This is a genomic window from Streptomyces sp. NPDC037271 (assembly GCF_055603605.1).
This window is the reverse complement of record NZ_JBVJVN010000008.1, coordinates 1-25,646: the sequence shown is the minus strand read 5'-3', so window position 1 is coordinate 25,646 and position 25,646 is coordinate 1. Positions and strand designations below refer to the sequence as shown.

At 73.0% G+C, this 25,646-nt stretch carries 20 protein-coding genes; 14 read left to right on the top strand and 6 right to left on the bottom strand.

Features of this window, described 5'->3' with window-relative positions; genetic code table 11:
* The first annotated feature begins 125 nt into the window (after positions 1-125).
* Positions 126-1,550 carry a peptidoglycan recognition protein family protein gene (locus ACZ7G3_RS16285; protein WP_470926158.1) on the top strand — a complete coding sequence of 475 codons (1,425 nt, stop codon included), beginning with the start codon at positions 126-128 and terminating at the stop codon, positions 1,548-1,550.
* Positions 1,551-1,654: 104 nt separating this feature from the next.
* Complete coding sequence (gene manB, locus ACZ7G3_RS16280; protein WP_426596511.1) at positions 1,655-2,737, top strand: mannose-1-phosphate guanylyltransferase; 1,083 nt, start codon at positions 1,655-1,657, stop codon at positions 2,735-2,737.
* A gap of 240 nt (positions 2,738-2,977) precedes the next feature.
* On the opposite strand, the gene ACZ7G3_RS16275 is transcribed toward manB, so the two are convergent.
* The 4 genes from ACZ7G3_RS16275 to ACZ7G3_RS16260 form a co-directional block, all read right to left on the bottom strand.
* Positions 2,978-3,982 (bottom strand): DNA-3-methyladenine glycosylase family protein, encoded by a 1,005-nt coding sequence (locus tag ACZ7G3_RS16275; RefSeq protein ID WP_470926157.1) that lies wholly within the window; start codon positions 3,980-3,982, stop codon positions 2,978-2,980.
* Between the two features lie 130 nt (positions 3,983-4,112).
* The gene (locus tag ACZ7G3_RS16270; protein WP_470926156.1) at positions 4,113-5,444 is read right to left on the bottom strand and encodes a coenzyme F420-0:L-glutamate ligase; all 1,332 of its coding nucleotides are present in this window, start codon (positions 5,442-5,444) and stop codon (positions 4,113-4,115) included.
* Positions 5,441-6,424 (bottom strand): 2-phospho-L-lactate transferase, encoded by a 984-nt coding sequence (cofD, locus tag ACZ7G3_RS16265; RefSeq protein WP_426596508.1) that lies wholly within the window; start codon positions 6,422-6,424, stop codon positions 5,441-5,443. Before cofD ends, ACZ7G3_RS16270 begins: the two co-directional genes overlap by 4 nt.
* Before the next feature lie 33 nt (positions 6,425-6,457).
* Complete coding sequence (locus tag ACZ7G3_RS16260) at positions 6,458-7,051, bottom strand: cysteine dioxygenase (RefSeq protein ID WP_470926155.1); 594 nt, start codon at positions 7,049-7,051, stop codon at positions 6,458-6,460.
* 694 nt (positions 7,052-7,745) lie between these two features.
* On the opposite strand from ACZ7G3_RS16260, the gene ACZ7G3_RS16255 reads away from it, so the two are divergent.
* From ACZ7G3_RS16255 to ACZ7G3_RS16245, 3 genes are all read left to right on the top strand, one after another.
* Entirely contained in the window at positions 7,746-8,009 is a 264-nt protein-coding gene (locus tag ACZ7G3_RS16255; protein WP_006134669.1) for a WhiB family transcriptional regulator, read from the top strand.
* A gap of 180 nt (positions 8,010-8,189) precedes the next feature.
* The gene (locus tag ACZ7G3_RS16250; RefSeq protein WP_470926153.1) at positions 8,190-11,957 is read left to right on the top strand and encodes a glycosyltransferase; all 3,768 of its coding nucleotides are present in this window, start codon (positions 8,190-8,192) and stop codon (positions 11,955-11,957) included.
* A complete protein-coding gene (locus tag ACZ7G3_RS16245; protein ID WP_470926151.1) occupies positions 11,954-13,423 on the top strand; it encodes a DUF5719 family protein in 1,470 nt (489 codons plus the stop codon). The genes ACZ7G3_RS16250 and ACZ7G3_RS16245 overlap by 4 nt, the downstream gene beginning before the upstream one ends.
* A 275-nt stretch (positions 13,424-13,698) precedes the next feature.
* On the opposite strand, the gene ACZ7G3_RS16240 is transcribed toward ACZ7G3_RS16245, so the two are convergent.
* Complete coding sequence (locus ACZ7G3_RS16240) at positions 13,699-14,160, bottom strand: metallopeptidase family protein (RefSeq protein WP_470926450.1); 462 nt, start codon at positions 14,158-14,160, stop codon at positions 13,699-13,701.
* A gap of 294 nt (positions 14,161-14,454) precedes the next feature.
* Between ACZ7G3_RS16240 and ACZ7G3_RS16235 the strand changes: the two genes are divergently transcribed.
* The 8 genes from ACZ7G3_RS16235 to ACZ7G3_RS16200 all read left to right on the top strand — a co-directional run bounded on the left by ACZ7G3_RS16235 (position 14,455) and on the right by ACZ7G3_RS16200 (position 23,186).
* Positions 14,455-14,877 (top strand): DUF3499 domain-containing protein, encoded by a 423-nt coding sequence (locus tag ACZ7G3_RS16235; RefSeq protein WP_426521416.1) that lies wholly within the window; start codon positions 14,455-14,457, stop codon positions 14,875-14,877.
* Between the two features lie 355 nt (positions 14,878-15,232).
* On the top strand, positions 15,233-16,597 hold the full coding sequence (locus tag ACZ7G3_RS16230; RefSeq protein WP_470926149.1) for a phosphomannomutase/phosphoglucomutase: 1,365 nt from the start codon (positions 15,233-15,235) through the stop codon (positions 16,595-16,597).
* A 174-nt stretch (positions 16,598-16,771) separates the two neighbouring features.
* A complete protein-coding gene (locus ACZ7G3_RS16225; protein WP_007450268.1) occupies positions 16,772-16,942 on the top strand; it encodes a Trm112 family protein in 171 nt (56 codons plus the stop codon).
* 122 nt (positions 16,943-17,064) lie between these two features.
* Entirely contained in the window at positions 17,065-18,192 is a 1,128-nt protein-coding gene (locus ACZ7G3_RS16220; RefSeq protein WP_470926147.1) for an SIS domain-containing protein, read from the top strand.
* Between the two features lie 116 nt (positions 18,193-18,308).
* Positions 18,309-19,460 (top strand): mannose-6-phosphate isomerase, class I, encoded by a 1,152-nt coding sequence (gene manA / locus ACZ7G3_RS16215; protein ID WP_470926145.1) that lies wholly within the window; start codon positions 18,309-18,311, stop codon positions 19,458-19,460.
* Between the two features lie 177 nt (positions 19,461-19,637).
* On the top strand, positions 19,638-20,618 hold the full coding sequence (locus ACZ7G3_RS16210) for a cation diffusion facilitator family transporter (RefSeq protein WP_426596501.1): 981 nt from the start codon (positions 19,638-19,640) through the stop codon (positions 20,616-20,618).
* A 339-nt stretch (positions 20,619-20,957) separates the two neighbouring features.
* Positions 20,958-22,415, top strand: coding sequence for an adenosylhomocysteinase (gene ahcY, locus ACZ7G3_RS16205; protein ID WP_470926143.1), 1,458 nt, complete (start codon positions 20,958-20,960; stop codon positions 22,413-22,415).
* Positions 22,416-22,571: 156 nt separating this feature from the next.
* Positions 22,572-23,186, top strand: a complete 615-nt coding sequence (locus ACZ7G3_RS16200) for a hypothetical protein (protein WP_470926142.1) — start codon at positions 22,572-22,574, stop codon at positions 23,184-23,186.
* 27 nt (positions 23,187-23,213) lie between these two features.
* Here ACZ7G3_RS16200 and ACZ7G3_RS16195 read toward each other — a convergent pair whose 3' ends face one another.
* Positions 23,214-24,176 (bottom strand): RDD family protein, encoded by a 963-nt coding sequence (locus ACZ7G3_RS16195; protein ID WP_470926140.1) that lies wholly within the window; start codon positions 24,174-24,176, stop codon positions 23,214-23,216.
* A gap of 126 nt (positions 24,177-24,302) precedes the next feature.
* Here ACZ7G3_RS16195 and ACZ7G3_RS16190 point away from each other — a divergent pair, with 126 nt between their 5' ends.
* Complete coding sequence (locus ACZ7G3_RS16190; protein ID WP_470926138.1) at positions 24,303-25,310, top strand: stage II sporulation protein M; 1,008 nt, start codon at positions 24,303-24,305, stop codon at positions 25,308-25,310.
* Positions 25,311-25,646: the final 336 nt, after the last annotated feature.

Below are 25,646 nucleotides of genomic sequence, written 5' to 3'. Positions count from 1 at the left end.
GCGGGCCCACGGGCGCGCACCGAGCGTACGGCGTACCGCGCGGCCACCGGATCGGACGAAAACGCCCTACAGCCCGTCAGATCACGGATGGACAGATTTGTACGGTGATGTCCACGATCGGGGGCATGCGTGGATTCCTTGCTTCCTCGATCGGTGTCACGTGCGCGGCCGCCCTGGCCCTCCCTCTCGCCCCGCCCGCGGCGGCGGCAGCCACCTCCGCGGCCGAGCCCACGACCGGCAGAACGGTGCGGCCCGAGGCGTACGTCCCCGGCAGCACCCAGTCGCTGCCCCTCGCCCCCCTCACCCACAACCGCACCCCCGGCGCCGTCGAACAGGGCGTGCCCCGCCGCGACGTACGCCACTTCTCGCTGGTCGGTGTCGTCTGGGACGACCCGGACACCGAACTGCACGGCCACGTCCAGGTCCGGACCCGCGCCACCGCCACCGGCACCTGGTCCGGCTGGCAGGAACTGGAGACCCACAACGCGGACCATGCCGCCGACCCCGGCACCCCCGAAAGCGCGTCGGACCGCGTCCGCGGCGCCACCGCCCCGCTGTGGGTGGGCGAGTCCGACGGTGTGGAAGTACGGGTGAGAGCGTCGAGCACCTCCCAGGCCCCCAGGACCACGGAGGCCACCGGGGCCGTCCAGACCGCCGCCTCCCCCCTCCCCACGGGCATGCGCCTCGAACTCGTCGACCCCGGCGAGGGCGCCCCGCCCGCGGCGGCCCCGGACCCGGAGGAGGGCCCCCGCACCACCGCCACCACCGCCACGACGTCCATGACCGACGAGTCCGCGGAAGCCGTCGCCGCATCCGCCGTCAACACGGACCTCGCCCCGCTCGGCGCCACCGAGATCCCGGCCCTGGACCGCGCCGGGACCGAGGCCGCGCTCCTCGCCCTGGGCGGCACCGGCGCGCTGACGGCGCAGCAGAAGACCAAGCCGTACGTCGGCCCCCGCCCGGGCATCACCACGCGCCGCGGCTGGGGCGCCGACGAGAAGCTGCGCGAGCGGAAGTTCGTGTACACGAAGAAGGTCAAGGCGGCCTTCGTGCACCACTCGGCCACGGGCAACAACTACACCTGCAAGCAGGCGCCGTCAGTCATTCGCAGTATCTACCGCTACCACGTCAACAGCATGGGCTGGCGCGACGTCGGCTACAACTTCCTCATCGACAAGTGCGGAAAGATCTACGAGGGACGGGCCGGAGGCGTGTCCAAGGCGGTACTGGGCGCCCACACCCTGGGGTTCAACTCCAACAGCATGGGCATCGCCGTCCTCGGCACGTACACCTCCAAGAAGCCGTCGTCCGCCGCCGTGAAGGCGGTCGCCCGGCTCACCGCGTGGAAGCTCGGTCTGTACGGCATGAATCCGCGCGGAAAGACATACCTGAAGTCCGGTGGTGGCAATCTCTACGGAAAGGGCAAGAACGTACGACTCAACGTCATCTCCGGTCATCGCGACGGCTTCGCCACGAGCTGCCCCGGCAAGAAGCTCTACGACAAGCTCGGCACGACCCGCTCGACGGCGGCCAAGTACCAGGGCCGCTGAGGGCGGAACACCGCACGGCCATCGAAGGCGCCATGGAACGGTCTGCATACACTGGCCGGCCGAAAGAAAGCTCGGCCGGTCCCGGCAGGAAGCAGAGACGACAGGTGACAGAAGCGATCCTCCTGGTCGGCGGCAAGGGCACGCGGCTGCGTCCGCTCACGGTGCACACCCCGAAACCGATGGTCAGGGCGGCGGGGGTGCCGTTCCTCACGCATCAGCTGGCGCGGGCGAAAGCGGCGGGCGTCGAGCACATCGTGCTCGCGACGAGCTATCTGGCGGAGGTCTTCGAACCGTACTTCGGCGACGGCTCGGCCCTGGGCCTCCACCTGGAGTACGTCACGGAGGAGGAGCCGCTCGGCACGGGCGGCGCGATACGCAACGTGGCGTCCCGGCTGCACTCGGGCCCCGACGACCCGGTCCTCGTCTTCAACGGCGACATCCTGACGGGCCTGGACATCGGCGCCCTGGTCCGCACGCACGGGGCGACGGGCGCGGACGTCTCCCTGCACCTGACGAAGGTGACCGACCCGAGGGCGTACGGCCTGGTCCCCACGGACGGCACGGGCCGGGTGCTCGCCTTCCTGGAGAAGCCCCAGACACCCGAGGAGATCGTCACCGACCAGATCAACGCGGGGGCGTACGTCTTCCGCCGCTCGGTCATCGACACGATCCCGGCGGGCCGCCCGGTCTCGGTCGAACGCGAGACCTTCCCGGACCTGCTGGCCACCGGAGCGCACCTCCAGGGCATGGTCGACTCCACGTACTGGCTGGACCTGGGCACCCCGGCGGCCTTCGTACGCGGCTCGGCGGACCTGGTCATGGGCCGCGCCCCGTCCCCGGCGGTACCGGGCCGCTGCGGCGACCGCCTCGTCCTGCCCACGGCACGGGTCGCGCCCGACGCCAAGCTGGCCGGCGGCACGGTGGTCGGCGAGGGCGCCTTCGTGGCGGAGGGCGCGCGTGTCTTCGGCAGCACGATCCTGCCCGGCGCCGTCATAGAACCGGGCGCCGTCATCACCGACAGCCTCATCGGCACCCGCGCCCGTGTGGGCACCCGGTCGATACTCAGCGACACGGTCATCGGCGACGGCGCCGTCATCGGCGCCGACAACGAACTGCGCTCCGGGGCCCGCATCTGGTGCGACGCCCACATCCCCCCGGCGTCCCTGCGCTTCTCGTCCGACGCGTAGCCGCCGGCCACCTCAGCCGCGGGCGGCGCCCCGCCGCCCGGGCTGCGGACAGTCGTTCCTCCTCCCGTGCCCGAACGGCCGGGCGGCACCAGCGGCGGCACGACGCCGGGCCGCGCACCCCGCCCCCAACCGTCCTCCCGCACGCACCGGGCAGCCGACACGCACGCACCGGGTCGGTCGGCACACACCGGGCAGCCGGTGCACACACCGGGCAGCCGACAGGCACCGGGCCGGCCGGCGTCACAGCCTTTCGATCCTCCGCGGAGCCATCCGCGGCGCCCGCCGCTCCGGCACCCGCCCGCTCAGCAACACCAACCGGGCCGCCCGGTGCCGCTGCCCGGCATACGGCTCCAGCAGGCGCAGCATCACGGAGTCGTCCGCGTCCCGGTCCCCGGCCAGCGCGAACCCCACGATCCCCGGCAGGTGCAGATCCCCCACCGTCACCGCGTCCGGCGCCCCGTGACTGCGCTGCACGGTCTCCGTGGACGTCCACGGCCCGATCCCGGACACGGCCTCCAGCCGCTGCCGCGCCGCCGCCGGCTCCATCCCGGCCGCCTCCTCCAGCCGCGCGGCGACCCGCACGGCCCGCAGGACCGTCGACGCCCGCTTGTCGTCCACCCCGGCCCTGTGCCACTCCCAGGACGGGATCAGCGCCCACGTCCGCGCCGACGGCATGACACACATCCGCCCGGGCGCGGGCCCCGGCGCCGGTTCCCCGTACCTCCGTACGAGCAGCCGCCACGCCTGGTACGCCTCCAGCGTCGTGACCTTCTGCTCCAGGATCGACGGAATCAGCGACTCCAGCACCAGACCGGTCCGCGTCAGCCGCAGCCCCGGCCGCCGATGCCGCGTCAGCGCCAGCAGCCGGTGCCGCGGCACGAACGCGGACGGGTCGTCGTCGGCGCCCAGCATCCGCGGCAGCTGCTCCAGCAGCCACTCCGCACCCGGCCCCCAGGCCTCGCCCCGCACCTCACCGCCGCGCGCGGTGACCCGCAGCGTGCCCGGCCCGGCGGGCGTCCGGCTGGCCCGCCACACCGAGCCGTCCGGCATCGTCCGGAACGTCGGATCGCCGGGCCCGCGCCGCAGCGGACCGAGCACCAGCCCCAGCTCGTGCGGCCCGTCCGGCGCCCACACCCGTACCTTCGCCGGCGCGAGTGCCTGCCGGGGTACACCGGCCGCGGGCACGACGGCCTCCCCGCCGCGCGCCGAAGCACGCGCGGGCCGGGGGGCGAAACGTCCTGCCACGGGTGAGGTCCTTGGGACGAGGGAAAGAGACGAGGGAAAGAGACGGGGGAAAGAGACGGGGGAAAGAGACGGGGGAAAGAGACGGGGGAAAAGACAAGTCCCTACGAGGGTAGGCGCTCGGCCCGACAGCTCACCGCACCTCGATGAAGGCCCCCGCGTCCCGCTCCGGCCGCGCCCGCGGCTCCTCGGCGGGATGACCGACCGCGACCGCCCCCATCGGGTCCCAGTCACCCGGCAGCCCCAGCACGTCCCGTACGACGTCCCGGCAGAACATCGTCGAGGACACCCACGCCGACCCCAGCCGCTCCCCGGCGAGCGCGACGAGCAGGTTCTGCACGCCCGCGCCGGTGGCGACCACGAACATCTCCCGCTCGGCCCCGTCGCGCCGCGCGTCCCCGTAGGTGTGCGAGCCGTCCATGACCAGGCAGGGGACGACGAGGTACGGCGCGTTCCGCAGCACGTCGCCGCGCCGGATCCGCCTGGCGATCGATTCCTCGCTCTTGCCGTCCCGCCGCAGGTCCGCGATCCAGGCGTCCCGCATGGCGTCCAGCAGCCGGGTGCGGGAGTCCGCCGACTCCAGCAGCACGAACCGCCACGGCGTCGTGTGGTGCGGGGCGGGCGCCGTCACCGCCGCGGCCACCGCGCGGCGCACGGCACCGGGGTCGACCGGCTCGTCCGTGAAGGCCCGGACCGTACGGCGCTGGGTGACCGCCAGCCGTACCGCCTCCGACGTGCCCAGCCGGAACATGTCGTCGCGCGCGCCGCGCACCATCACCCGCGCGCCCTCGCCGTCGTCCTCGGCGACCACCTGCGGGAGCCCGCGTACGACGGCGACGGGCAGCCCCGCGGCCTTGCCCTTGACCAGGTCGCCGGCGGCGGCGAGCTCGTCGGCGGTGGCGACGACGGTGGCGCCGAGCGGATTGCCGTGGGCGTCCGTGCCCCCGCGCAGGTCGTCGAGGACCCGCACACCGGCGGCACCGATCGCCACGTCCGTGAGCCCGGCACGCCAGGGCCGCCCGAACGTGTCGGTGACGACCACGCCGACGTCGACGCCGAGCGCGTCGCGCAGCCCGTCGCGGATGCGGCGCGCGGAGGCGTCCGGGTCCTCGGGGAGCAGCAGCACCGTCCCGGACGGTGTGTTGGAGGCGTCGACCCCGGCCGCCGCCATGACCAGGCCCTGGCGGTTCTCGACGATGCGCAGCGCGCCGCGCCGGGCCACCACCCGTACGGTCTCCGCGTCGATCGCGGCCTCCCGGTCGGCGGCCCGTACGACACGCCCCTCCGCCTTGGACACGATCTTGGACGTGACGAGCAGCACGTCCCCGTCGGCCAGCCCGGGCTCGGCCGCCGCGATCAGCTTGGCCAGGTCGTCGCCCGGCTGCGTCTCCGGCAGGCCCGGGACGGCCCACACACGGTAGCCTCCCCGGTGACCGGGAACCCCGTCACGCACGCCGTCGCTCACGCCTGCGCCACCTCCTCCGCCAGCGTCAGCGCCTCCCGGGCCATCCGGGCCGCCGCGTCGAGGTCGGTCATCATCAGCGGAACGGCGCGGCAGAGGATGCCGGCCGCCTTCACGCGCGTGACGCACTCCGCGTCGACCGTGTCGACCAGCCAGCCGTCGAGCAGCCCCGAGCCGTAGTGCTCGGCGACCGCGGCCGCCGTGGACTCCACGCCGACCGCCGCGAGCACCTTGTCGGCCATCCCGCGCACGGGCGCGTCCCCGACGATCGGGGACAGGCCCACCACGGGCACCCCGGCGTCGGCGATCGCCTCCCGGATGCCGGGCACGGCGAGGATCGTGCCGACCGAGACGACCGGATTGGAGGGCGGGAAGAGGATCACGTCCGCCTCCGCGATGGCCTCCAGGACTCCGGGCGCCGGCTTCGCCTGCTCGGCGCCGACCGCCACGACCGCCTCGGCGGGGACCGAGGCCCGCAGCCGTACCCAGTACTCCTGGAAGTGGACCGCCTTGCGCTCCCCCGACCCGTCGGCGGAGCCGCTGTCGGGCAGCGTGACGGCGACGTGCGTCTCCACGCGGTCGTCGCTCATCGGAATGAGGCGCACGCCGGGCTTCCAGCGGTCGCACAGCGCCTGCGTCACCGCGCTGAGCGGATATCCGGCGGCCATCATCTGCGTCCGCACGATGTGCGTGGCGAAGTCCCGGTCGCCGAGGCCGAACCACTCCGGCCCGGCCCCGTACGCCGCGAGCTCCTCCTTGAGATGGAAGGTCTCGTCGGCCCGCCCCCAGCCCTGCTCCTCGTTGATGCCGCCGCCGAGCGTGTACATCACCGTGTCGAGGTCCGGGCAGACCTTCAGCCCGAAGAGGTGGATGTCGTCCCCGGTGTTGCCGATGACCGTGATGTCCGCGTCGGGCGCGGCCTGCTTCAGACCACGCAGGAACCGGGCACCACCGATGCCGCCTGCCAGAACCACAATGCGCATGGCCCCAGTCTTGCAGGCGGGGACGACAGTGCGTCAGGCAGTCGTCACGGCACCGGCACCGGCACCCGCGCCGGCACCCGCACCGGCACCGGCACCGGCACCGGCACCCGCGCCCGCGCCGGTACCGGCACCCGCGGCCGAGCACCGCGCGGAGTGCGCGGAGTGCGCGGAGCGCATCGGCATGTCCGTCAGGCCCGGGTAGTAGACGTGCAGGCTGACCGCCGGCTCCAGCGCGTCGTTGACCACCTCGTGGACGTAGCCCGGCGCGAACACCCGCTGGGCCCCCGCCCGCAACTCGCGCGTGGCGCGCTCCGTGCGCTCGGTCAGGCAGCCGTCCAGGACGGTCAGCACCCCGGAGGAGGGGCCGTGGTCATGGCGTCCGCTGCCCTGGCCGGGCACCCAGGACAGCAGCCAGACCTCGTAGCCGGGACCGGTGCGCAGCCGGTGGTACCAGCGTGTCGTCGCGTCGTACCGGACGAGGTGTTCCCACTCGGACCGGTCGGCGGCGATGGAGCGGGCCAGGCCGACGAACTCGGCGACGGTGGCCGGGTGCTCGCGCGGTGCCTGCAGGAGGTGGGGGACTTCGAGGATGTCGCCGGCGATCTGGAGGTCGCTGTCGCTGTTCATGGGTGCGGTGGGTCCTCGGCAGATGAGTGCGGGGGAGTGGTGAGAAGCGAGACGAGAAGCGAAGACGCCCTGGTGGGGCGGAGGGGGAGAGTCGGGTCGCGTGGACCCGGGACAGCCGGAGCGTGGCTTGCTCAACAGCTGAAACAGCAACAACAGCTACGGCGAGCGCGGGCAGCACCGTGGGACCCGGCGGTGCGGGTCGAGGTGAGCGCCAAGTTCGCGAGCATGCCCACAAGGACAGCGGTCCACACCGGCACTGTCAACTCGTTGCCCGATATGTGGGACATGTTTCACCTCATCCGGTTCATCTCGCAGGTGAAAGGTTTGCTCAGGCGGCTTCCGGGACACATGGCGCACAAGCCCGGCGCGCAACCCCCGTTGCGATCCTGTGATCCGAATGTGATCGGCCTCGCTTCGGCGCGTGTATCGGAACGGGATCGAACGCGGGGGCGTCCTTCCTGGTGCGGGCGCCGCGCGGGCCGGGTGTCCCGGTGGGTCTCGTCGGTACGTCGAGGTTTAGGACGATTTGAACACTTTCCGCTTGGCCTTGGTTCCGCAGAGTGAATAAGGGGCCCAATAGCAGATCTCGGCTTGACTCGCCCGGAGCAGCACACTTGTAATTTCACTCGTGTCGTTCAGCCGGAAACGGTAACGGCTGGATCACGGGGACGCGAAAGACAGACGAGGGGCGCACATGACCGAGCTGGTGCAGCAACTGCTGGTCGACGACGCGGACGAGGAACTCGGCTGGCAGGAGCGCGCACTGTGCGCCCAGACCGACCCCGAGTCCTTCTTCCCTGAGAAGGGCGGCTCGACCCGGGAGGCCAAGAAGGTCTGCCTCGCCTGCGAGGTCCGCTCCGAGTGCCTCGAGTACGCCCTTGCCCACGACGAGCGCTTCGGCATCTGGGGCGGCCTGTCCGAGCGGGAGCGCCGCCGCCTGAAGAAGGCCGCCGTCTGACCCGCCACGCGCACAAAACCGGCGGGAACGGCAGGAACGGCCCCTCGCGGGCGGGTTGTCCACAGGCGGCGGGGCGCCGTCCTGGCCAGCCGATAGTGTGGGCGCTCGTCCGAGACGCCCCGCCACCCGCAACAGGCACGGGCGTCCACCGCAGTCCACCGAACCGGGGCCCGTACCTCGATGTCCGTGCACAGCCACACGGCAGCCCAGCAAGACCTCGCTGCCACACCTGAGTTCCCGCGCCACGTGGTGACCGCGGTCCTCGTCGCCCACGACGGAGCCCGCTGGCTGCCCGACGCCCTCGCCGGGCTGCTCGGCCAGGAGCGCCCCGTCCAGTACGCCGTGGCCGCCGACACCGGCAGCGCCGACGACTCCGCCCGGCTGGTCACCGAGGCCCTCGGTGACGACCGCGTGCTCCACCTCGCCCGGCGCACCGGCTTCGGCCAGGCCGTCGAGGAGGCCGCCCGCAGCGCCCCCGTGCTCACCCCGGAGGACCTGCCGTACCTGAGGCGGCCCAGCGGCTGGGACCCCGTCACCCGCACCTGGCGCGACGACACCTACGACCTGCCGGAGCTCCCTCACGGAGAGCCGGTGCAGTGGCTGTGGCTGCTGCACGACGACTGCGCCCCCGAACCCGACGCCCTGGCCCAGCTGCTGCGCGTCGTGGACAACGAGTACGAACTCGGCCGCGACGACGTCGCCGTCGTCGGCCCCAAGCTCCGCGGCTGGTACGACCGCCGGCAACTGCTGGAGGTCGGCGTCTCCATCGCCAACTCCGGCCGCCGCTGGACCGGCCTGGACCGCCGCGAACAGGACCAGGGCCAGCACGACCACGTCCGGCCCGTCCTGTCGGTGTCCACCGCCGGGATGCTGATCCGGCGTGACGTCTTCGAGCGGCTCGGCGGGTTCGACCGCCGGCTGCCCCTGATGCGCGACGACGTCGACCTGTGCTGGCGCGCGCACGCCGCCGGACTCCGCGTCCTCGTCGCCCCCGAGGCGGTCGTACGCCACGCCGAGGCGGCCTCCCGCGAACGCCGCGCCGTCGACTGCGCGGGCCGCACCACCGCCTCCCCGCACAAGGTGGACAAGGCCGGCGCCGTCCACACCCTCCTCGTCAACGTCCGCACCGCCGCCCTGCCCTGGGTGCTGCTGCGCCTCGTCCTCGGCACCCTGCTGCGGACCCTCGCCTACCTCGTCGGCAAGGTCCCCGGACAGGCCCTCGACGAGATCCGCGGCCTGCTGGGCGTCCTGCTGCGCCCCGAGCGCATCATCGCCGGACGGCGTGAACGCGGCCGGCCGCAGGTCGAGAAGGACGAACTGCGCGCCCTGTTCCCGCCGCCCGGCGCGACCGTCCGCGTCACCGTCGAACAGGTCGCGGGCAACCTCGTCCGCGACTCCGACGCCGAGACGGCCCCCGGCGCCGGACGGCACGGCGGCGCCATCGAGTCCGGACCCGGCGGCGACGACGCCGACTTCCTGGAGATCGAGCAGTTCGCCCGGCTCAAGCGCGTCGCCCGCAAGCCCGGCCCGGTGCTCTTCCTCGTCCTGCTGTTCGTCTCCCTGGCCGCCTGCCGCGCCCTCCTCGGCGGCGGAGCCCTGGCGGGCGGCGCGCTGCTGCCCGCCCCGGCCGGCGCCGGCGAGCTGTGGTCGCGGTACACGGACGCCTGGCACACGGTGGGCACCGGCGGCACCGCCTCCGCACCGCCCTACCTCGCGCTCGTCGCCACGCTCGCCTCCCTGCTGCTGGGCTCCACCGGGCTGGCCGTCACCCTGCTGCTGGTCTGCTCGGTGCCCCTGGCCGGCGTCACCGCGTACTTCGCCTCCCGCCCGCTCGTCACCTCCCGGCTGCTGCGCGCGTGGGCGGCGGTCGCCTACGCCTTCCTGCCCGCCGCCACCGGCGCGCTCGCCGGCGGCCGCATCGGTACCGCCGTCCTCGCCGTGCTGCTCCCGCTCATCGCGCGGGCGGGCGCCTCGGCGGCCGGCCTGACGGGTTCGTCCGGCACCCGCGGCAGCTGGCGCGCCACCTGGGCGTACGCGCTGCTGCTGACGATCACCACCGCCTTCACCCCCGTCGTGTGGCCTGTCGCGCTGCTCCTCGGCATCGGCGTCCTGGCCCTGCGCAGGGGCGACATCACGGCGTACGGACTGCGTTTCCTCGCCCAGCTCGGCACCCCCCTGCTGCTGCTCGCACCCTGGTCGCTGACGCTGCTCCCGTTCGGCTTCCTCGACGAGGCGGGACTGGAGTACGGCGCTTCGGCCGCCTCCGCCCTCGACCTGCTCGGGGCGAGCCCCGGCGGCCCCGGCACGGTCGGCGGACTGGTCCTCATCGGCATCGTGCTGGCCGCGCTGGCCGCCCTGCTGCGCTCCGAGCGGCAGTTGGGCATCCGCACGGCCTGGGCCGTCGCCCTGGTCGCCCTGGTCTTCGCGGTGCTCTCCAACCGCTCCGCCTGGGCCGGACCCGCCACCCTCGTCTACGGCATCGCCCTGCTGTCCGCCGCGACCCTCGGCGCCGACGGGGCACGCTCGCGCGTCGCCGAGCAGAGCTTCGGCTGGCGCCAGCCGGTCGCCGCCCTGATCGCCCTCGCCTCGGCCGTCGGCCCGCTGATCGCCGCCACCGGCTGGATGATCGGGGGCGCCGACGGCCCCCTGGAGCGGCGCGACCCCGTACAGGTGCCCGCGTTCGTCGCCGAGGAGAGCCGCACCCGCGACCAGGCCCGCACCCTCGTCCTGGACAGCGACTCCGCCGCACAGGTGCGTTACATGCTGGTCCGCGGCTCCGGGGTCCGCCTCGGCGACGGCGAACTCGCCACCACGGACGCCGGGAACAGCGGGCTCGACAAGATCGTCGCCAATCTCGTGGCCGGCTCCGGCGCCGACCAGGCCGACCAGCTCGGCGGCTTCGCCGTGCGCTACGTCCTCGTGCACGACGCGCCCCGCGAGGTCAGCCGCGTCCTGGACGCGACGCCCGGCCTGAGCCGGCTGAGCCAGCAGGACGGCAGCGGACTGTGGCGGGTGGACCAGGAGGTCGCGCGCGCGACCATCGTGTCCGGTGCCGACTCCGGGGCCGGCTCCGGTGAGCCGCAGCCCGTCGCGGCCGGACCCGTCGAGGTCCACACCGAGATCCCGGCCGGCTCCGAGGGCCGGGTGCTGCGCCTCGCCGACACCGCCGCCGAGGGCTGGACGGCCACGCTGGACGGCAAGCCGCTCACCCGCACCACGGTCGACGGCTGGGCCCAGGGCTTCGAACTCCCCGCCTCCGGCGGAAAGCTGGACATCACCTACGACGCCCCGTTCACCCACACCGCGTGGCTGTGGGCCCAGGGCCTCCTCGGTGTCGTCCTGGTCGTCCTCGCCCTGCCCGGCAGGCGCCGCGACGTCGACGACGACCTGCCGGACGAACCGCTCGTCCCCGCCGAGGCGATGGAGGGCGACGGCCGCCGGGCCCGGCGACTGCGCGCCCAGGCGGAGGCCGAGGCCGAGGCCGCGGCCGGCTCCGAGCCGGTGACCGAGGCCACGCCCGGCACGGGCGAGACCGACCCGCCCCCGCAGACACCCGTGACCGTTCCGCAGCAACCGGCGTACGGCGCATGGGACTCGGCCGGGTACGCGGGCACGGAGAACGACCCCTACGGCACGTACGGCGGCGAGCAGTACCAGGACGGCCGCCCGTACGACCCCGGCGCGTACGGGCAGCAGCCGTACCAGGGCGACACCTACCAGGGCGGCCAGGCCGATCCGTACGAGGCGGGTCAGTACGCCCCGTACGGCTACGGCAACCCGCCCGGTCCGTCCGGGGCCGGCACGTACGACCCCGCCTACGACCCCGCCTACGACCAGACGTACGGCCAGGCGTACGGCCAGGGCGGATACGACACGCCCTACGACCCTTCCCAGCCCCACCACCCCCACGGCACGGGCACTGAGCGTCCCGACGGGAGCCAGCAGTGAAGCGCACCACCCTGTCCCTGTTCGCCGGCGCGACCGCGCTCGCCGCGATCACCGGATTCGCGGCGGTCACCACACCGGCCGCCACCGGCCCGGACACCGCCGAGCCGGCCGCCCGGCTGCCCGTGGAGCGCACCAGCCTGCTGTGCCCGGCGCCCAGCACGTCCGACCTCGCGGAGACGTCGTACACGTCCTTCACGCCCGTCACGAAGGGCACCGCCGACAAGGGCGGGGCCGTTCTCGAGGCCGGGACCGCCAAGGACGCGAAGAAGCCCGGGAAGCCCGTCGTGCAGCCGAAGGAGCCCGGCACGCCGGTCACCGGCCGGATCTCCGGCGCCGACGGGACCGCGCTCGTCGGCACCGCCGAGGGGAGTCACGCGCCCGGCTGGACCGTCCAGCAGACCACGGAGGTCGCCGCCGGGACGGGCCGGGGGCTGCAGGGCGTCAACTGCACCGCACCGGACACCGAGTTCTGGTTCCCGGGCGCCAGCACGGCGACCGGCCGGACCGACTACGTGCACCTGACGAACCCCGACGACTCGGCGGCCGTCGTCGACATCGAGCTCTACGGCGAGGACGGAGCCGTGAAGTCCACGGTGGGCGAGGGCATCACCGTGCCGCCGCACGGCAGTGAGTCCCTGCTGCTGTCGACGCTCAGCGACGTGGAGCAGACCGACCTCACCGTGCACGTCGGCGTGCGCAGCGGGCGGGTCGGGGCCGCGGTGCAGGCCCTGGACGACAAGACCGGCGGCGACTGGCTGGCCGCGTCCGCGGACCCGGCGAGCGCCCTCGTACTGCCGGGCATCCCCAAGGACGCCACAGCCGTACGCCTGGTGCTGTTCACGCCCGGCGGCACCGACGCCGACCTGAAGGTGCGGCTCGCCTCGCCGTCCGGGCCGATCACGCCCGCCGGGCACGAGACGGTGCGCGTCAAGGCGGGCACGACGACGGGCGTCGACCTCGGCGAGGTCACGCGCGGCGAGGCCGGATCGCTGGTGCTGACGCCGACCGGCAGTTCCGTTCCGGTCGTGGCGGCGCTCCGGGTCGTACGGGGCAAGGGCGGCGAGCAGGAGTCGGCGTTCATCCCGGCCTCCGACCCGGTCGGCGCGCGCGCGACGGCCGCGGACAACCGCGCCAAGAGCACGACACTGTCCCTGACCGCCCCCGAGAAGGCCGCGAAGGTCAAGGTCACGGCGTCGGCGGGCACCGAGGGCGGTACGACGGCGACCAGGACGTACACGATCAAGGGCGGCACGACCCAGGACGTCGAGGCACCGGTCCCCGCCGGCCTCAAGGGAACCTACGCGCTGACGGTCGAGACGGTCTCGGGCGGTCCCGTCCACGCGTCCCGAACCCTGACCGGGCAGGACGACGACGTGGCGTCCTTCACCGTGCAGACCCTCCCCGACGACCGGGGAACGGTCTCGGTACCGAACGCGGACGACGACTTGTCGGTACTGCAGAGGTAGCCGTGCCCGTACTGCAGAGGTAGCCGTGCCCGTACTGCGGAGGCAGCCGTGCCCGTACTGCGGAGGCAGCCGTGCCGTGCGGCGTCCCCGTGGCGGCGCGGGTGGGCACGGCGCGGGTGGGCGGCGGGGCCCCCTCCCGCCGAGCGGAGCCGGGGGCGGGGGAGGCGCCCCGCCACGCGGGGGCTCGCGGCCACGCGGGGGCTCGCGCCAAGCCTCAGCACCGACGCGGCGCGCGGGCCTGCCCGCGCGACCACCGCGCGGCGGCCCCGGCCCTCTCAGTCCTCCCCGTACCCGGGGTCCACGGTCTCCGGCGTCAGCCCCAACAACTCCGCCACCTGCTCGACGACGATGTCGTGCACGAGCGCCGCCCGCTCGTCCCGCCCCTTCGTCCGGATCTCGACCGGCCGCCGGTACACGATCACGCGCCCCCGCCGCCCGTCCCGCGAGGGCACCGTCCCGCCGAGCGGAACCGCCTCGTCGTTCCACACGTCCCCGGGCCCGGCGGCCGCGTCCAGCCGCGGCACGTCGAGGACGAGGAAATCGATGTCGGCGAGCTGCGGCCACCGCCGCTCCAGGCGCTCCACGGAATCCTGCACCAGGTCCGCGAACACCTCGCCGCGGCTCGCGGCGAGCGGAACCTGCGGGGGAGCGATCGGTCCGCGCATGCCCCGACCGTGGCGATCACGACGGCGGGGCCCTGGGCGGCCGGCATCACGGGGCGTCACGGGGTTGTCCATCACTGCTGAAGGGTAGTCCCCGCCGGGGCCGCGCGCCGGACCGTACACGCACACCGCACCACGCCCGGGCCCCCTGCGCCGGATGTCGCCGGATGACCGTTCCAGCCAAAGTTGGGCTCAATTTCATATCTCTCTGCGACCGCCGAACTCGCAGCAAATGTCGCCGTTTGTATCGGATCGTGACCACTCCCCGAACCGTCCGGTATCCCGAAATCCGGTGTCCTCGCAGGTCAACGAGGCGTCTCCGGAGGGCTCCGCGGGGCGTTCCAGATCACGACACGGTGGTGTGACCTGGTGGATAGTCTTCGCGGCCCGCTCAAGAGTGCGGTACCGTCCAACATCGTGAGCCCTGTACGTCGCTGTTCGCGCACCGCCTGCGGCCGTCCCGCCGTCGCGACGCTGACGTACGTCTACGCCGACTCGACCGCGGTCCTCGGCCCGCTCGCCACCTACGCCGAACCCCACTGCTACGACCTGTGCGCCGAGCACTCCGAGCGCCTCACCGCCCCGCGCGGCTGGGAGGTCGTCCGCCTCCTCGACGGCTCCGCCCCGGCCCGCCCCAGCGGCGACGACCTGGAAGCGCTCGCCAACGCGGTGCGCGAGGCGGCCCGCCCCCAGGAGCGCGCGGCCGAGGCCGGCGGCGGTCCCCGGACGGCGGACCCGATGGAGGTCGCGCGCCGCGGCCACCTGCGCGTGCTGCGCTCGCCGGACAACTGAGCGCGCCAACCCCGCTCCCGCTCCCCTTCCGCTTTCGCACGGCGGAACCCGGGGAGGCGCCCGTGCTCGCCCTCGCCTACGTCATGAACCTCTCCGGATGAACCTCTCCGGGCAGGCCGCCACCATCGGCCACTTCGTCGCGGCGGCCGGAGCCGGACTCGCTTCCTGTCGCCGGTCCTCGGCTGGACGCTGCCCTGACCTCGCGCCGACGTCGCCCCCCACCGTGCCCCCACTCGCTCCGTAACCGCTCCGGCCCTGCCCCGACCTCCGCTCCGGCCTTGGGGAACCACCCGGCGCCCGGCCGGCGGTTGCGGGTAGTTTGTGGGCTCCTACAGGACTTTCAGGAAGGTTGGCCGTGGCTGCTGATCTGTCGCAGATCGTGAAGGCGTACGACGTACGCGGTGTGGTCCCGGACCAGTGGGACGAGTCGCTGGCCGAGCTGTTCGGCGCGGCCTTCGTCGAGCTGACCGGCGCGAGCGCCATCGTGGTCGGCCACGACATGCGCCCCTCGTCGCCGGGACTGTCCGGCGCCTTCGCGCGCGGGGCGGCGGCCCGCGGCGCCGACGTCACCGAGATCGGCCTGTGCTCCACCGACCAGCTGTACTACGCGTCCGGCGCGCTGGACCTGCCGGGCGCCATGTTCACGGCCTCGCACAACCCGGCCCAGTACAACGGCATCAAGCTGTGCCGGGCGGGCGCCGCCCCCGTCGGCCAGGACACGGGCCTCGCGGAGATCCGCGCCCTGGTGGAGCGCTGGAGCGCGTCCGGAGCCCCGGAGCCTGCTACCCGCCCGGGCACGGTCACCCGCCGCGACACCCTCGCCGACTACGCGGCCCACCTGCGCTCCCTCGTCGACCTCACCGCCATCAGGCCCCTGAAGGTCGTCGTCGACGCCGGCAACGGCATGGGCGGCCACACCGTCCCCTCGGTCTTCGCCGGCCTCCCCCTCGACCTCGTGCCGATGTACTTCGAACTGGACGGCACCTTCCCCAACCACGAGGCCAACCCGCTCGACCCCGCCAACCTCGTGGACCTGCAGAAGCGCGTCCGCGAGGAGGGCGCGGACCTCGGCCTCGCCTTCGACGGCGACGCCGACCGCTGCTTCGTCGTCGACCGGAACGGCGACCCGGTCTCCCCGTCCGCGGTGACCGCCCTCGTGGCCGCCCGCGAACTCGCCCGCAACGGCGGCAAGGGCACGGTCATCCACAACCTGATCACCTCCTGGTCCGTGCCGGAGGTCGTGCGGGAGAACGGCGGCACTCCGGAACGCACGCGCGTGGGCCACTCCTTCATCAAGGCCGAGATGGCCAGGACCGGCGCCATCTTCGGCGGCGAGCACTCCGCGCACTACTACTTCCGCGACTTCTGGAACGCCGACACCGGCATGCTGGCCGCCCTCCACGTCCTCGCCGCCCTCGGCGGACAGGAGGGTCCCCTGTCCGCCCTGGTCGCCCAGTACGACCGCTACACCGGCTCCGGCGAGATCAACTCCACCGTCGCCGACCAGGCCGCCCGCCTCGCCGCGATCAGGACCGCGTACGAGAGCCGTGACGACGTCACCCTGGACGACCTGGACGGCCTCACCGTCACGGCGGCCGACTGGTGGTTCAACGTCCGCCCCTCCAACACCGAGCCGCTGCTGCGCCTGAACGCCGAGGCACGCGACGAGGCCACGATGACGAAGGTGCGGGACGAGGCGCTGGCGATCATCCGGGCCTGACGGGCCGGCCCGCGCCCACAGCCGGCCGAGTCGGGCGGTGGGCGGACGCAGGCCGGGGCCCAGTGGGAAGTCCCTGTCGGGGTCGTAGGGGCGGCGCCCCTACACCCGGCCCTCCCCGGCGGTACCCTGACCAGCACATCCGCACAAGCCGAACCTCCCCCGAAGGGAACCCCCATGCCGCTCGAAGCCGGCCTCCTGGAGATCCTCGCCTGCCCCGCCTGCCACGCCCCCCTCAAGGAGCAGGACGCGGAGCTGATCTGCACCGGCCAGGACTGTGGCCTGGCCTACCCGGTGCGCGACGGCATCCCGGTCCTCCTCGTCGACGAGGCCCGCCGCCCCGAGTGACCGAAGAGGGCCCGCCGCCCCGTGAGCCGACGAGGCCCCGCCCCGAGTAACCGACGGCCGGCCCACGGCCGGGGGAACCCGCGCACCCGAACGAACGCACCCGGCGATCGGAGACTGCCGCCATGCTCGACGAATCGCTCCTCGACGCCCCGGAACGTCTCACCGAGGCCGACCGCCGCGGCCTGCTCCGCGGCGCCGCCGAGGCCGGTGCCCGCGTACGCACCGCCGCCCGGCACGCCGCCGAGGCCGGCGTCGGCAACCTCAAGCCGGACGGCCGGCCCCGCGCCGTCCTGATCGCCGGCCCCGGCGCCGCCGCGACCCACGCCGCCGACCTCCTCGGCACCCTCGCCGGCGCCGGCAGCCCCGTCACCCGCCTCGCCCCCACCGGCGTCGCCCCCGCCGCGGGCGCCCTGCGCTGGGAACTGCCCGGCTGGGCCGGTTCCGTGGACCTCCTGCTGATCGCCACCCCCGACGGCACCGAGCCCGGCCTCGCCCTGCTCGCCGAGCAGGCCTACCGCCGGGGCTGCACCGTCGTCGCCGTCGCCCCCGCCCGGTCCCCGCTCAGCGAATCGGTGAACGGATCCCACGGCCTGTTCATCCCGATGGCGACCGCCCCCTACGACCACGACGAGCCCCTCGCCGGTGCCGCCCCCGGCGTCCTGTGGGCACTGCTCACCCCGCTCCTCGCACTGCTGGACCGCACCGCCCTGCTCGACGCGCCGCCCGACGCCATCGAGAAGGTCGCCGACCGCCTCGACCGCATCGCCGAGCGCTGCGGGCCGGCCATCGTGACGTACAGCAACCCCGCCAAGACCTTGGCGTCCGAGGTCGCCGACTCACTCCCCGTCATCTGGACCGAGGGCACCTCGGCCGGACCCGCGGGCCGCCGCTTCGCCGCCGCGCTCGCCGAACTGGCCGGCACCCCGGCCGTCGTCGCCGAACTGCCCGAGGCGCTCGGCGCGCACAGCGCCCTGCTCGCCGGCCGGCTCGCCGCCGGCGCCGACCCCGACGACTTCTTCCGCGACCGCGTCGAGGAGGCGCCCGCCCTCCACGCGCGCGTGGTGCTCCTCCGCGACCGCCCCAGCGGCGGCCTCACCGCCGCTCCCACCGCCCGTGACCTGGCCCTCGGCCACGACACGCCGATCAGCGAACTGGAACCGGAAGCGGGCGGCGAACTGGAGACCCTCGCCGAGCTGATCGCCATCACGGATTTCGCCGCCGTTTACCTGGCGATCGCCTCGGACGCCTGATCCCGTACGCACCATCTCGTACGTACCAGCGCCACGCACCATCTCCACGTACCAGCGCCCCGCACCAGCGCCGCGTACGAGGACACGCACCGCGCACGCACCGGCAGAGAGAGCCCATGGACCGCCTCGACAACACCGTCCGCCCCTACGCCTGGGGCTCCACCACCGCGATCCCGACCCTGCTCGGGACCGAGCCGACCGGCGAACCGCAGGCGGAGATGTGGATGGGCGCCCACCCCGGCGCCCCCTCCCGCACCGACCGGGGGACCCTCGCCGACGTCGTCGACGCCGACCCCGAGAAGGAACTGGGCGCCGCCTCCGTGGCCAGGTTCGGCCCCCGGCTGCCCTTCCTCCTCAAACTCCTCGCCGCCGGCGCCCCGCTCTCCCTCCAGGTCCACCCCGACCTGACCCAGGCCAGGGCGGGCTACGAGGACGAGGAGCGCCGCGGAGTCCCCCTGGACGCCCCGCACCGCAACTACAAGGACGCCAACCACAAGCCCGAACTGATCTGCGCCCTCACCGAGTTCGACGGCCTGTGCGGCTTCCGCGCGCCCGCCGAGACGGCCGACCTGTTCGACGGCCTGGGCGTCGCCTCCCTCAAGCCCTACGCCGACCTGCTGCGCGCGCACCCCGAGGACGCCGCCCTGCGCGAGGTCCTCACCGCGATCCTCACCGCCGACCCCGAGGACATGTCCCGCACGGTCACCGAGGCCGCGGCCGCCTGCGACCGCCTCGGCGGCGCCTACGCCCCCTACGCCGACATCGCCCACCACTACCCGGGCGACCCCGGCGTCCTCGCCGCCATGCTCCTCAACCACGTCCGGCTCCAGCCCGGCGAGGCCCTGTACCTCGGCGCCGGCATCCCGCACGCCTACCTCGACGGCCTCGGCGTCGAGATCATGGCCAACTCCGACAACGTCCTGCGCTGCGGCCTCACCCCCAAGCACGTCGACGTCCCCGAACTGCTGCGCATCGTCCGCTTCGAGGTTGGCGACCCCGGCATCCTCCGCCCGGAGGCGTCCCCCGACGGCGAAGAGGTCTACGACACCCCCATCGACGAGTTCCGGCTCTCCCGGTACGTCCTCCCCGAGGGCGGCGGCAGCCACGAACTCACCCTGCCCACCCCGCAGATCCTGCTCTGCACGGCCGGCACCGTGCGGGTGGGCGAACACGAACTGGCCCCCGGCCGGTCCGTCTTCGTCCCCGCCGGGGAAAAGGCCGGAGCATCCGGGTCCGGCACGCTCTTCCGCGCCACCGTGCGCGTGTGACACGGGCACGGACACGCCCCTGAAACAGGCCTGACGGGCGTACGACGGGGCATCCGGCACATCGAGGCCCGCACGGGCTGCAACAATGGCGCACCGCGCAGGAGGGGCGAAGCCGACGACCGGCCGAGCCCCCACCGGCGTACGGACGCAGCCGAAGGCGAAGGGATAACGCGACACATGAGCGCGTCAGGCGGAACCAAGGCGATCGTGGCGGCACTGCTCGCCAACCTCTCGATCGCGGTAGCGAAATTCGTGGCGTTCGTCTTCAGCGGATCGTCATCGATGCTCGCCGAGTCCGTGCACTCCCTCGCCGACTCCGGCAACCAGGGCCTGCTGCTCCTCGGCGGCAAGCGCGCCCAGCGCGAGGCCACCCCCCAGCACCCGTTCGGCTACGGCCGCGAGCGCTACATCTACGCCTTCCTCGTCTCCATCGTGCTCTTCTCGGTCGGCGGCATGTTCGCCCTCTACGAGGGCTACGAGAAGATCAAGCACCCGCACGACATCGAGCACTGGTACTGGCCGGTGGGCGTCCTGGTCTTCGCGATCATCGCCGAGACCTTCTCCTTCCGGACCGCCATCAAGGAATCCAACGTCCTGCGCGGGAAGAAGTCCTGGAAGGAGTTCGTCCGCCACGCCAAGGCCCCCGAACTGCCGGTCGTCCTCCTCGAGGACCTCGGCGCCCTCGTCGGCCTGATCCTCGCCCTCGGCGGTGTCGGCATGGCCCTGCTCACCGGCGACGGAGTCTGGGACGGCGTCGGCACCCTGTGCATCGGCGTGCTGCTCATCCTGATCGCACTGGTCCTGGCCGTGGAGACCAAGTCCCTGCTGCTCGGCGAGGCCGCGGGCGTCGAGTCGGTCCAGCAGATCGAGTCCGCGATCGTCGCCGGTGACACGGTCACCGGTGTCATCCACATGCGCACGCTCCACCTGGGCCCCGAGGAACTGCTCGTCGCCGCCAAGATCGCCGTCCGCCACGACGGCACGGCCACCGAGATCGCCTCCGCGATCGACGCCGCCGAGGCCCGTATCCGCGAGGCCGTCCCGATCGCCCGCGTCATCTACCTGGAACCGGACATCTACAGCGAGTCCGAGGCGACCAAGGGCCCGGACCGCGAGGCGACCCCCGGCGGCCCGGCCGCACCGCCCGCCGCCCACTGACGCCCGCACCACCCGCACCCACGGGGCCCGCCGATCCACTCGGCCGGCCCCGTCGGTTTCCGCCGCCGGACACGCCCCGTCACGCGTCGTGAACGTCCGGAAGTGTTCGGAGGCGGACTGGGGACGGCGGGCACCCGCGGTGTAGCTTGGGACGGAGCCAGACGTCGCTGCTGATGGCGGTCGGGCGGTCCAGGACGGACCGGCCGAGGGAGAGAGGGCCTCCGACGGACTGCGCTGCGCGCACGCGGGCATGCCTGTGTCCTCTTCGGGGCACCCCTGTGTCCGCCGCCGCGCAGGTCAGCCGTACCCACCTCGACCCAACCCGAGGAGCAGCCCGTAATGACGACTGTCGACAACCGGCAGGACTTCAAGGTCGCCGACCTCTCCCTGGCCGCGTTCGGCCGCAAGGAGATCACCCTCGCCGAGCACGAGATGCCCGGCCTCATGGCGATCCGCAAGGAGTACGCCGAGGCCCAGCCCCTCGCCGGTGCCCGCGTCACCGGCTCCCTGCACATGACCGTGCAGACCGCCGTGCTCATCGAGACCCTCGTCGCCCTCGGCGCCGAGGTCCGCTGGGCCTCCTGCAACATCTTCTCCACCCAGGACCACGCGGCCGCCGCCATCGCCGTCGGCCCGAACGGCACGCCCGACAACCCGCAGGGCGTCCCGGTCTTCGCCTGGAAGGGCGAGACCCTCGAGGAGTACTGGTGGTGCACGGAGCAGGCCCTGACCTGGCCGAACACCCCCACCGGCGGCCCGAACATGATCCTGGACGACGGCGGTGACGCCACCCTCCTCGTCCACAAGGGCGTCGAGTACGAGAAGGACGGCAAGGTCCCCTCGGTCGACACCGCCGAGTCCGACGAGCACCGAGTCATCCTGGAACTCCTCACCCGCACGGTGAGCGAGAGCCCGCAGAAGTGGACCCAGCTGGCGTCCGAGATCCGCGGCGTGACCGAGGAGACCACGACGGGCGTCCACCGCCTGTACGAGATGCACCGCGACGGCACCCTGCTGTTCCCGGCGATCAACGTGAACGACGCGGTGACGAAGTCGAAGTTCGACAACAAGTACGGCTGCCGCCACTCCCTGATCGACGGCATCAACCGCGCCACGGACGTCCTTATCGGCGGCAAGACCGCGGTCGTCTGCGGCTACGGCGACGTGGGCAAGGGCTGCGCGGAGTCCCTGCGCGGCCAGGGCGCCCGCGTGATCGTCACCGAGATCGACCCGATCTGCGCGCTGCAGGCGGCGATGGACGGCTACCAGGTCACGACGCTGGACGAGGTCGTCGACAAGGCCGACATCTTCGTCACCACGACCGGCAACAAGGACATCATCATGGCCTCGGACATGGCCAAGATGAAGCACCAGGCGATCATCGGCAACATCGGCCACTTCGACAACGAGATCGACATGGCCGGCCTCGCGAAGATCCCCGGCATCATCAAGGACGAGGTCAAGCCCCAGGTCCACACCTGGACCTTCCCCGACGGCAAGGTCCTCATCGTGCTGTCCGAGGGCCGCCTGCTGAACCTGGGCAACGCGACCGGTCACCCGTCGTTCGTGATGTCCAACTCCTTCGCGGACCAGACCCTGGCCCAGATCGAGCTGTTCACCAAGCCCGACGAGTACCCGACCGACGTCTACGTGCTTCCCAAGCACCTCGACGAGAAGGTCGCCCGCCTCCACCTCGACGCCCTCGGCGTCAAGCTGACCACGCTCCGCCAGGAGCAGGCCGACTACATCGGCGTCAAGGTCGAGGGCCCGTACAAGGCGGACCACTACCGCTACTGAGCAAGCCCGCGTCGCAGCCGGCGGGGGCGTCCGTTCACAGACGCCCCCGCCTGCTGCCGGCTCCTCCGGGACAGGCCCCCGCACCCCCGTGCCGGGGGCCTGCCCCGTCGGCGCCTCAGCGGCCGGACCAGCAGCCCGTCACCACCCAGGACCCCCATGCCCCGCGGCCGGTATTCGCTCCACGATCCGCACGACCACACCCCCCTCGCAGAAGAACACTTCCAGTGCGCCCCCGGCCCCTCCGGCTGGCGCTACGTCTCCCGGCTGACCACACCCACCGGGCACCACCAGGGCTCCGTCGACCTCGCCCTCGACGAACTCGGCCGCCCCATCCGCCTCGAACTCCACGCCGCGAGCTGGCAGGTACGGGGCGCGGCCATCGACGGCGTCACCTGGGTCCGTACCGACCCCACCGGAGTCCACGCCACCGAAGGCAATGCGCGCGCCCACGCCTTCACCGGCACCTCCCCGGCCTTCCTCGTCGCCGTCACCCGTCTCCTGCGCCTCACCCCCTCCGGACCGGCCACCCGCGTACGCCTCGTCGCCCTCACCGACCCGGTCCTCGCCCCCCGCACCGTGGACCAGTCCTGGGCCTTGCTCGACAGAAAAGCACACGCCACTGACAACGGCCCTCTGACCGTGGACGAATACCAGGTCACAGCCCTGGACACCGGCGAGCAGCACGCCGTGCACATCGCCGGCGACGTCGTACTCGCGGCCCCCGGCATCGAGCTGGAGGACCTGGAGTCACCACCGTCCGTGTTCCCCTGAGCGACGTCGGGGCGCAGCCCGCCCCGTCTACGCCGGCGGTACGAACCCGGTACCGGGACGGGCATCCGGCGGAGCGTCCCGCGACACCTCGGGCCGGGCCCCTGGCGAAGGCGCGTTCTGCGGCACTGCGGGTGGCATCCCCTGCGGCAGCGCAGGCGACACCACCGGAGAAGCCGAGGACGGAGGAGGTGAGGACGGAGGAGCCGTGGGCGCCGTCACCGCGGGCGCCCCACCCGCGAACCCGCCCCCGAACGCCCGCCGGGCCTCCCGAGCCTGCCGTTCCTGCAGCACCGCCGCCAGGTACGCCGCCGGCGGAACCTCCTGCGGCACCGGAGCACCCGTACGAGCCGCCACGTCGGAGGCGAGCCGTTCCGCCATGGCCCAGCCGACCCGGGGATCAAGCTGCCCCATCCGGGCCAGGTACTGGCGGACGGCAAGCCACAGATCATCGGGTACGGCGGACAGATCAAGCCCCGAGAACCGCCCCGCCAGCCAGGGCGGAGGCGGCGGCATGAAGCCCGCCGGTGAGACCGGCACCCGCTCCCGCACGACCAGAGTCCCCGCGAACACATCACCGAGCCGCCGCCCCCGCGCCGACACGAGTGAGGCGATACAGGCGACGACACCGAACGTCATGAGGATCTCGATCACCCCGATCAGACCCCGCACCAGCGAGTGCCGGAACCGGATCGGCCCGCCGTCGTCCCGCACCACCCGCAGACCGCACGCCATCTTCCCGAGCGACCGCCCGTGGCTGAGCGTCTCCACCGCGATCGGCCCGCCCACGAGTACCAGGACGAAAGCCGCGATCGATATCGCTGTCTGCGCCGCCATGTCCAGGGAAGCGGTGGAGGCCACCAGAACGATGGTCACCGCCACATAGACGGTCACGGCCACCACCAGGTCGAGCAGGACGGCCAGCCCCCTGCTGGGCAGCCTCGCGGGGCGCAACTCCAGCGCCACCGCCTCGCCCGTCACCAGCTCGCTCATGCCTGCCGCCCTTCCCCTGACTGCCCCCGTCCCCGCCAGTCTGCCAAGCTGAGGACACACCGCGCCGCAGTACGACAAGCTGATCCACGACGAGCCGCCGACGATAGCCGAGGAGCAGGCACACCGATGGACCTCGACGTCTTCGTCTCCGCCCACCGGGCGGAGTGGGACCGCCTCGACGCCCTGCTCCGACGCCGGCGCCGGCTGACCGGCGCCGAGACCGACGAGCTCGTCACCCTCTACCAGCGCACGGCCACCCACCTCTCCCTGATCCAGTCCAGCGCGCCCGACCCGCAGCTGACCGGACGGCTCAGCCAACTGGTGGCACGCGCGCGCAGTGCGGTGACAGGAACCCGCCGAGCTTCCTGGCGCGACGTCACCCGCTTCCTGACCCAGCAGTTCCCCGCCGCCGTCTACCGGGCACGCCACTGGTGGGTCCCCACGGCACTTCTGTCGACCGCTGTCGCAGCGCTCCTCGGCTGGTGGATCGGCACCCACCCGGAGGTGCAGGCCACCATCGCGGCGCCCAGCGAACTGCGGGAGATGACCCGCCCCGGCGGTCAGTACGAGACGTACTACTCGAGCCACCCCGCGGCCTCCTTCGCCGCACAGGTCTGGACGAACAACGCCTGGGCCGCCGCGCTCTGCCTGATCCTGGGCGTCTTCCTGGGCCTGCCCGTCATCTGGATCCTGTTCCAGAACATGCTCAACCTCGGCATCGGCTTCGGCCTGATGTCCTCGGCCGGCCGCCTCGACACGTTCCTCGGCCTCGTCCTGCCCCACGGCCTGCTCGAACTGACCGCGGTCTTCGTGGCCGCGGGCACCGGCCTGCGTCTCGGCTGGACCCTCATCGACCCCGGCCCGCGCCCCCGGCGCGTCGCCCTCGCCGAGGAGGGCCGGGCCGCCATCGGCATGGCGATCGGCCTCGCCCTGGTCCTGTTCCTGTCCGGCGCCATCGAAGGTTTCGTCACCCCGTCCGGCCTGCCCACCTGGGCACGCATCACCATCGGAGTCGTCGCAGAGCTGGCTTTCCTCGCCTACGTCTACGTCCTGGGCGGCCGCGCGGCCCGCGCCGGTGACACGGGCGACGTCGAGGCGCCCGAACGCAGCGCCACCGTGCCGACGGCCGCCTGATGTGCATGAACCCCCGGTGAGCTGCTAGTGTCCTCTTCGTTCCCGCAAGAGCCGTTGACACGGAGCGAGCGGGGAGGTAGATTCAAACAGTTGCCTGGAGATGGGGTCACCCCAGAAGGCGACAGTGAGTGTCTATCTGCTTCCTGCCGAATCAATGAATTCGACGAAGCACTCTCCCGATGAATCGGAAATGAACGGCCGGTCAGACCGGCTCGGAACTTCTGATAAAGTCGGAACCGCCGGAAAGGGAAACGCGAAAGCGGGAACCTGGAAAGCACCGAGGAAATCGGATCGGAAAAGGATCTGATAGAGTCGGAAACGCAAGACCGAAGGGAA

Coding starts and splice junctions, on each gene's coding strand:
- ahcY (WP_470926143.1), top strand. CDS start 20,958: ATGACGACTGTCGACAACCGGCAGGACTTCAAGGTCGCCGACCTCTCC.
- ACZ7G3_RS16285 (WP_470926158.1), top strand. CDS start 126: ATGCGTGGATTCCTTGCTTCCTCGATCGGTGTCACGTGCGCGGCCGCC.
- ACZ7G3_RS16250 (WP_470926153.1), top strand. CDS start 8,190: ATGTCCGTGCACAGCCACACGGCAGCCCAGCAAGACCTCGCTGCCACA.
- ACZ7G3_RS16240 (WP_470926450.1), bottom strand. CDS start 14,160: ATGGACAACCCCGTGACGCCCCGTGATGCCGGCCGCCCAGGGCCCCGC.
- ACZ7G3_RS16200 (WP_470926142.1), top strand. CDS start 22,572: ATGCCCCGCGGCCGGTATTCGCTCCACGATCCGCACGACCACACCCCC.
- cofD (WP_426596508.1), bottom strand. CDS start 6,424: ATGCGCATTGTGGTTCTGGCAGGCGGCATCGGTGGTGCCCGGTTCCTG.
- ACZ7G3_RS16190 (WP_470926138.1), top strand. CDS start 24,303: ATGGACCTCGACGTCTTCGTCTCCGCCCACCGGGCGGAGTGGGACCGC.
- manA (WP_470926145.1), top strand. CDS start 18,309: ATGGACCGCCTCGACAACACCGTCCGCCCCTACGCCTGGGGCTCCACC.
- ACZ7G3_RS16195 (WP_470926140.1), bottom strand. CDS start 24,176: ATGAGCGAGCTGGTGACGGGCGAGGCGGTGGCGCTGGAGTTGCGCCCC.
- ACZ7G3_RS16255 (WP_006134669.1), top strand. CDS start 7,746: ATGACCGAGCTGGTGCAGCAACTGCTGGTCGACGACGCGGACGAGGAA.
- ACZ7G3_RS16260 (WP_470926155.1), bottom strand. CDS start 7,051: ATGAACAGCGACAGCGACCTCCAGATCGCCGGCGACATCCTCGAAGTC.
- ACZ7G3_RS16210 (WP_426596501.1), top strand. CDS start 19,638: ATGAGCGCGTCAGGCGGAACCAAGGCGATCGTGGCGGCACTGCTCGCC.
- ACZ7G3_RS16220 (WP_470926147.1), top strand. CDS start 17,065: ATGCTCGACGAATCGCTCCTCGACGCCCCGGAACGTCTCACCGAGGCC.
- ACZ7G3_RS16225 (WP_007450268.1), top strand. CDS start 16,772: ATGCCGCTCGAAGCCGGCCTCCTGGAGATCCTCGCCTGCCCCGCCTGC.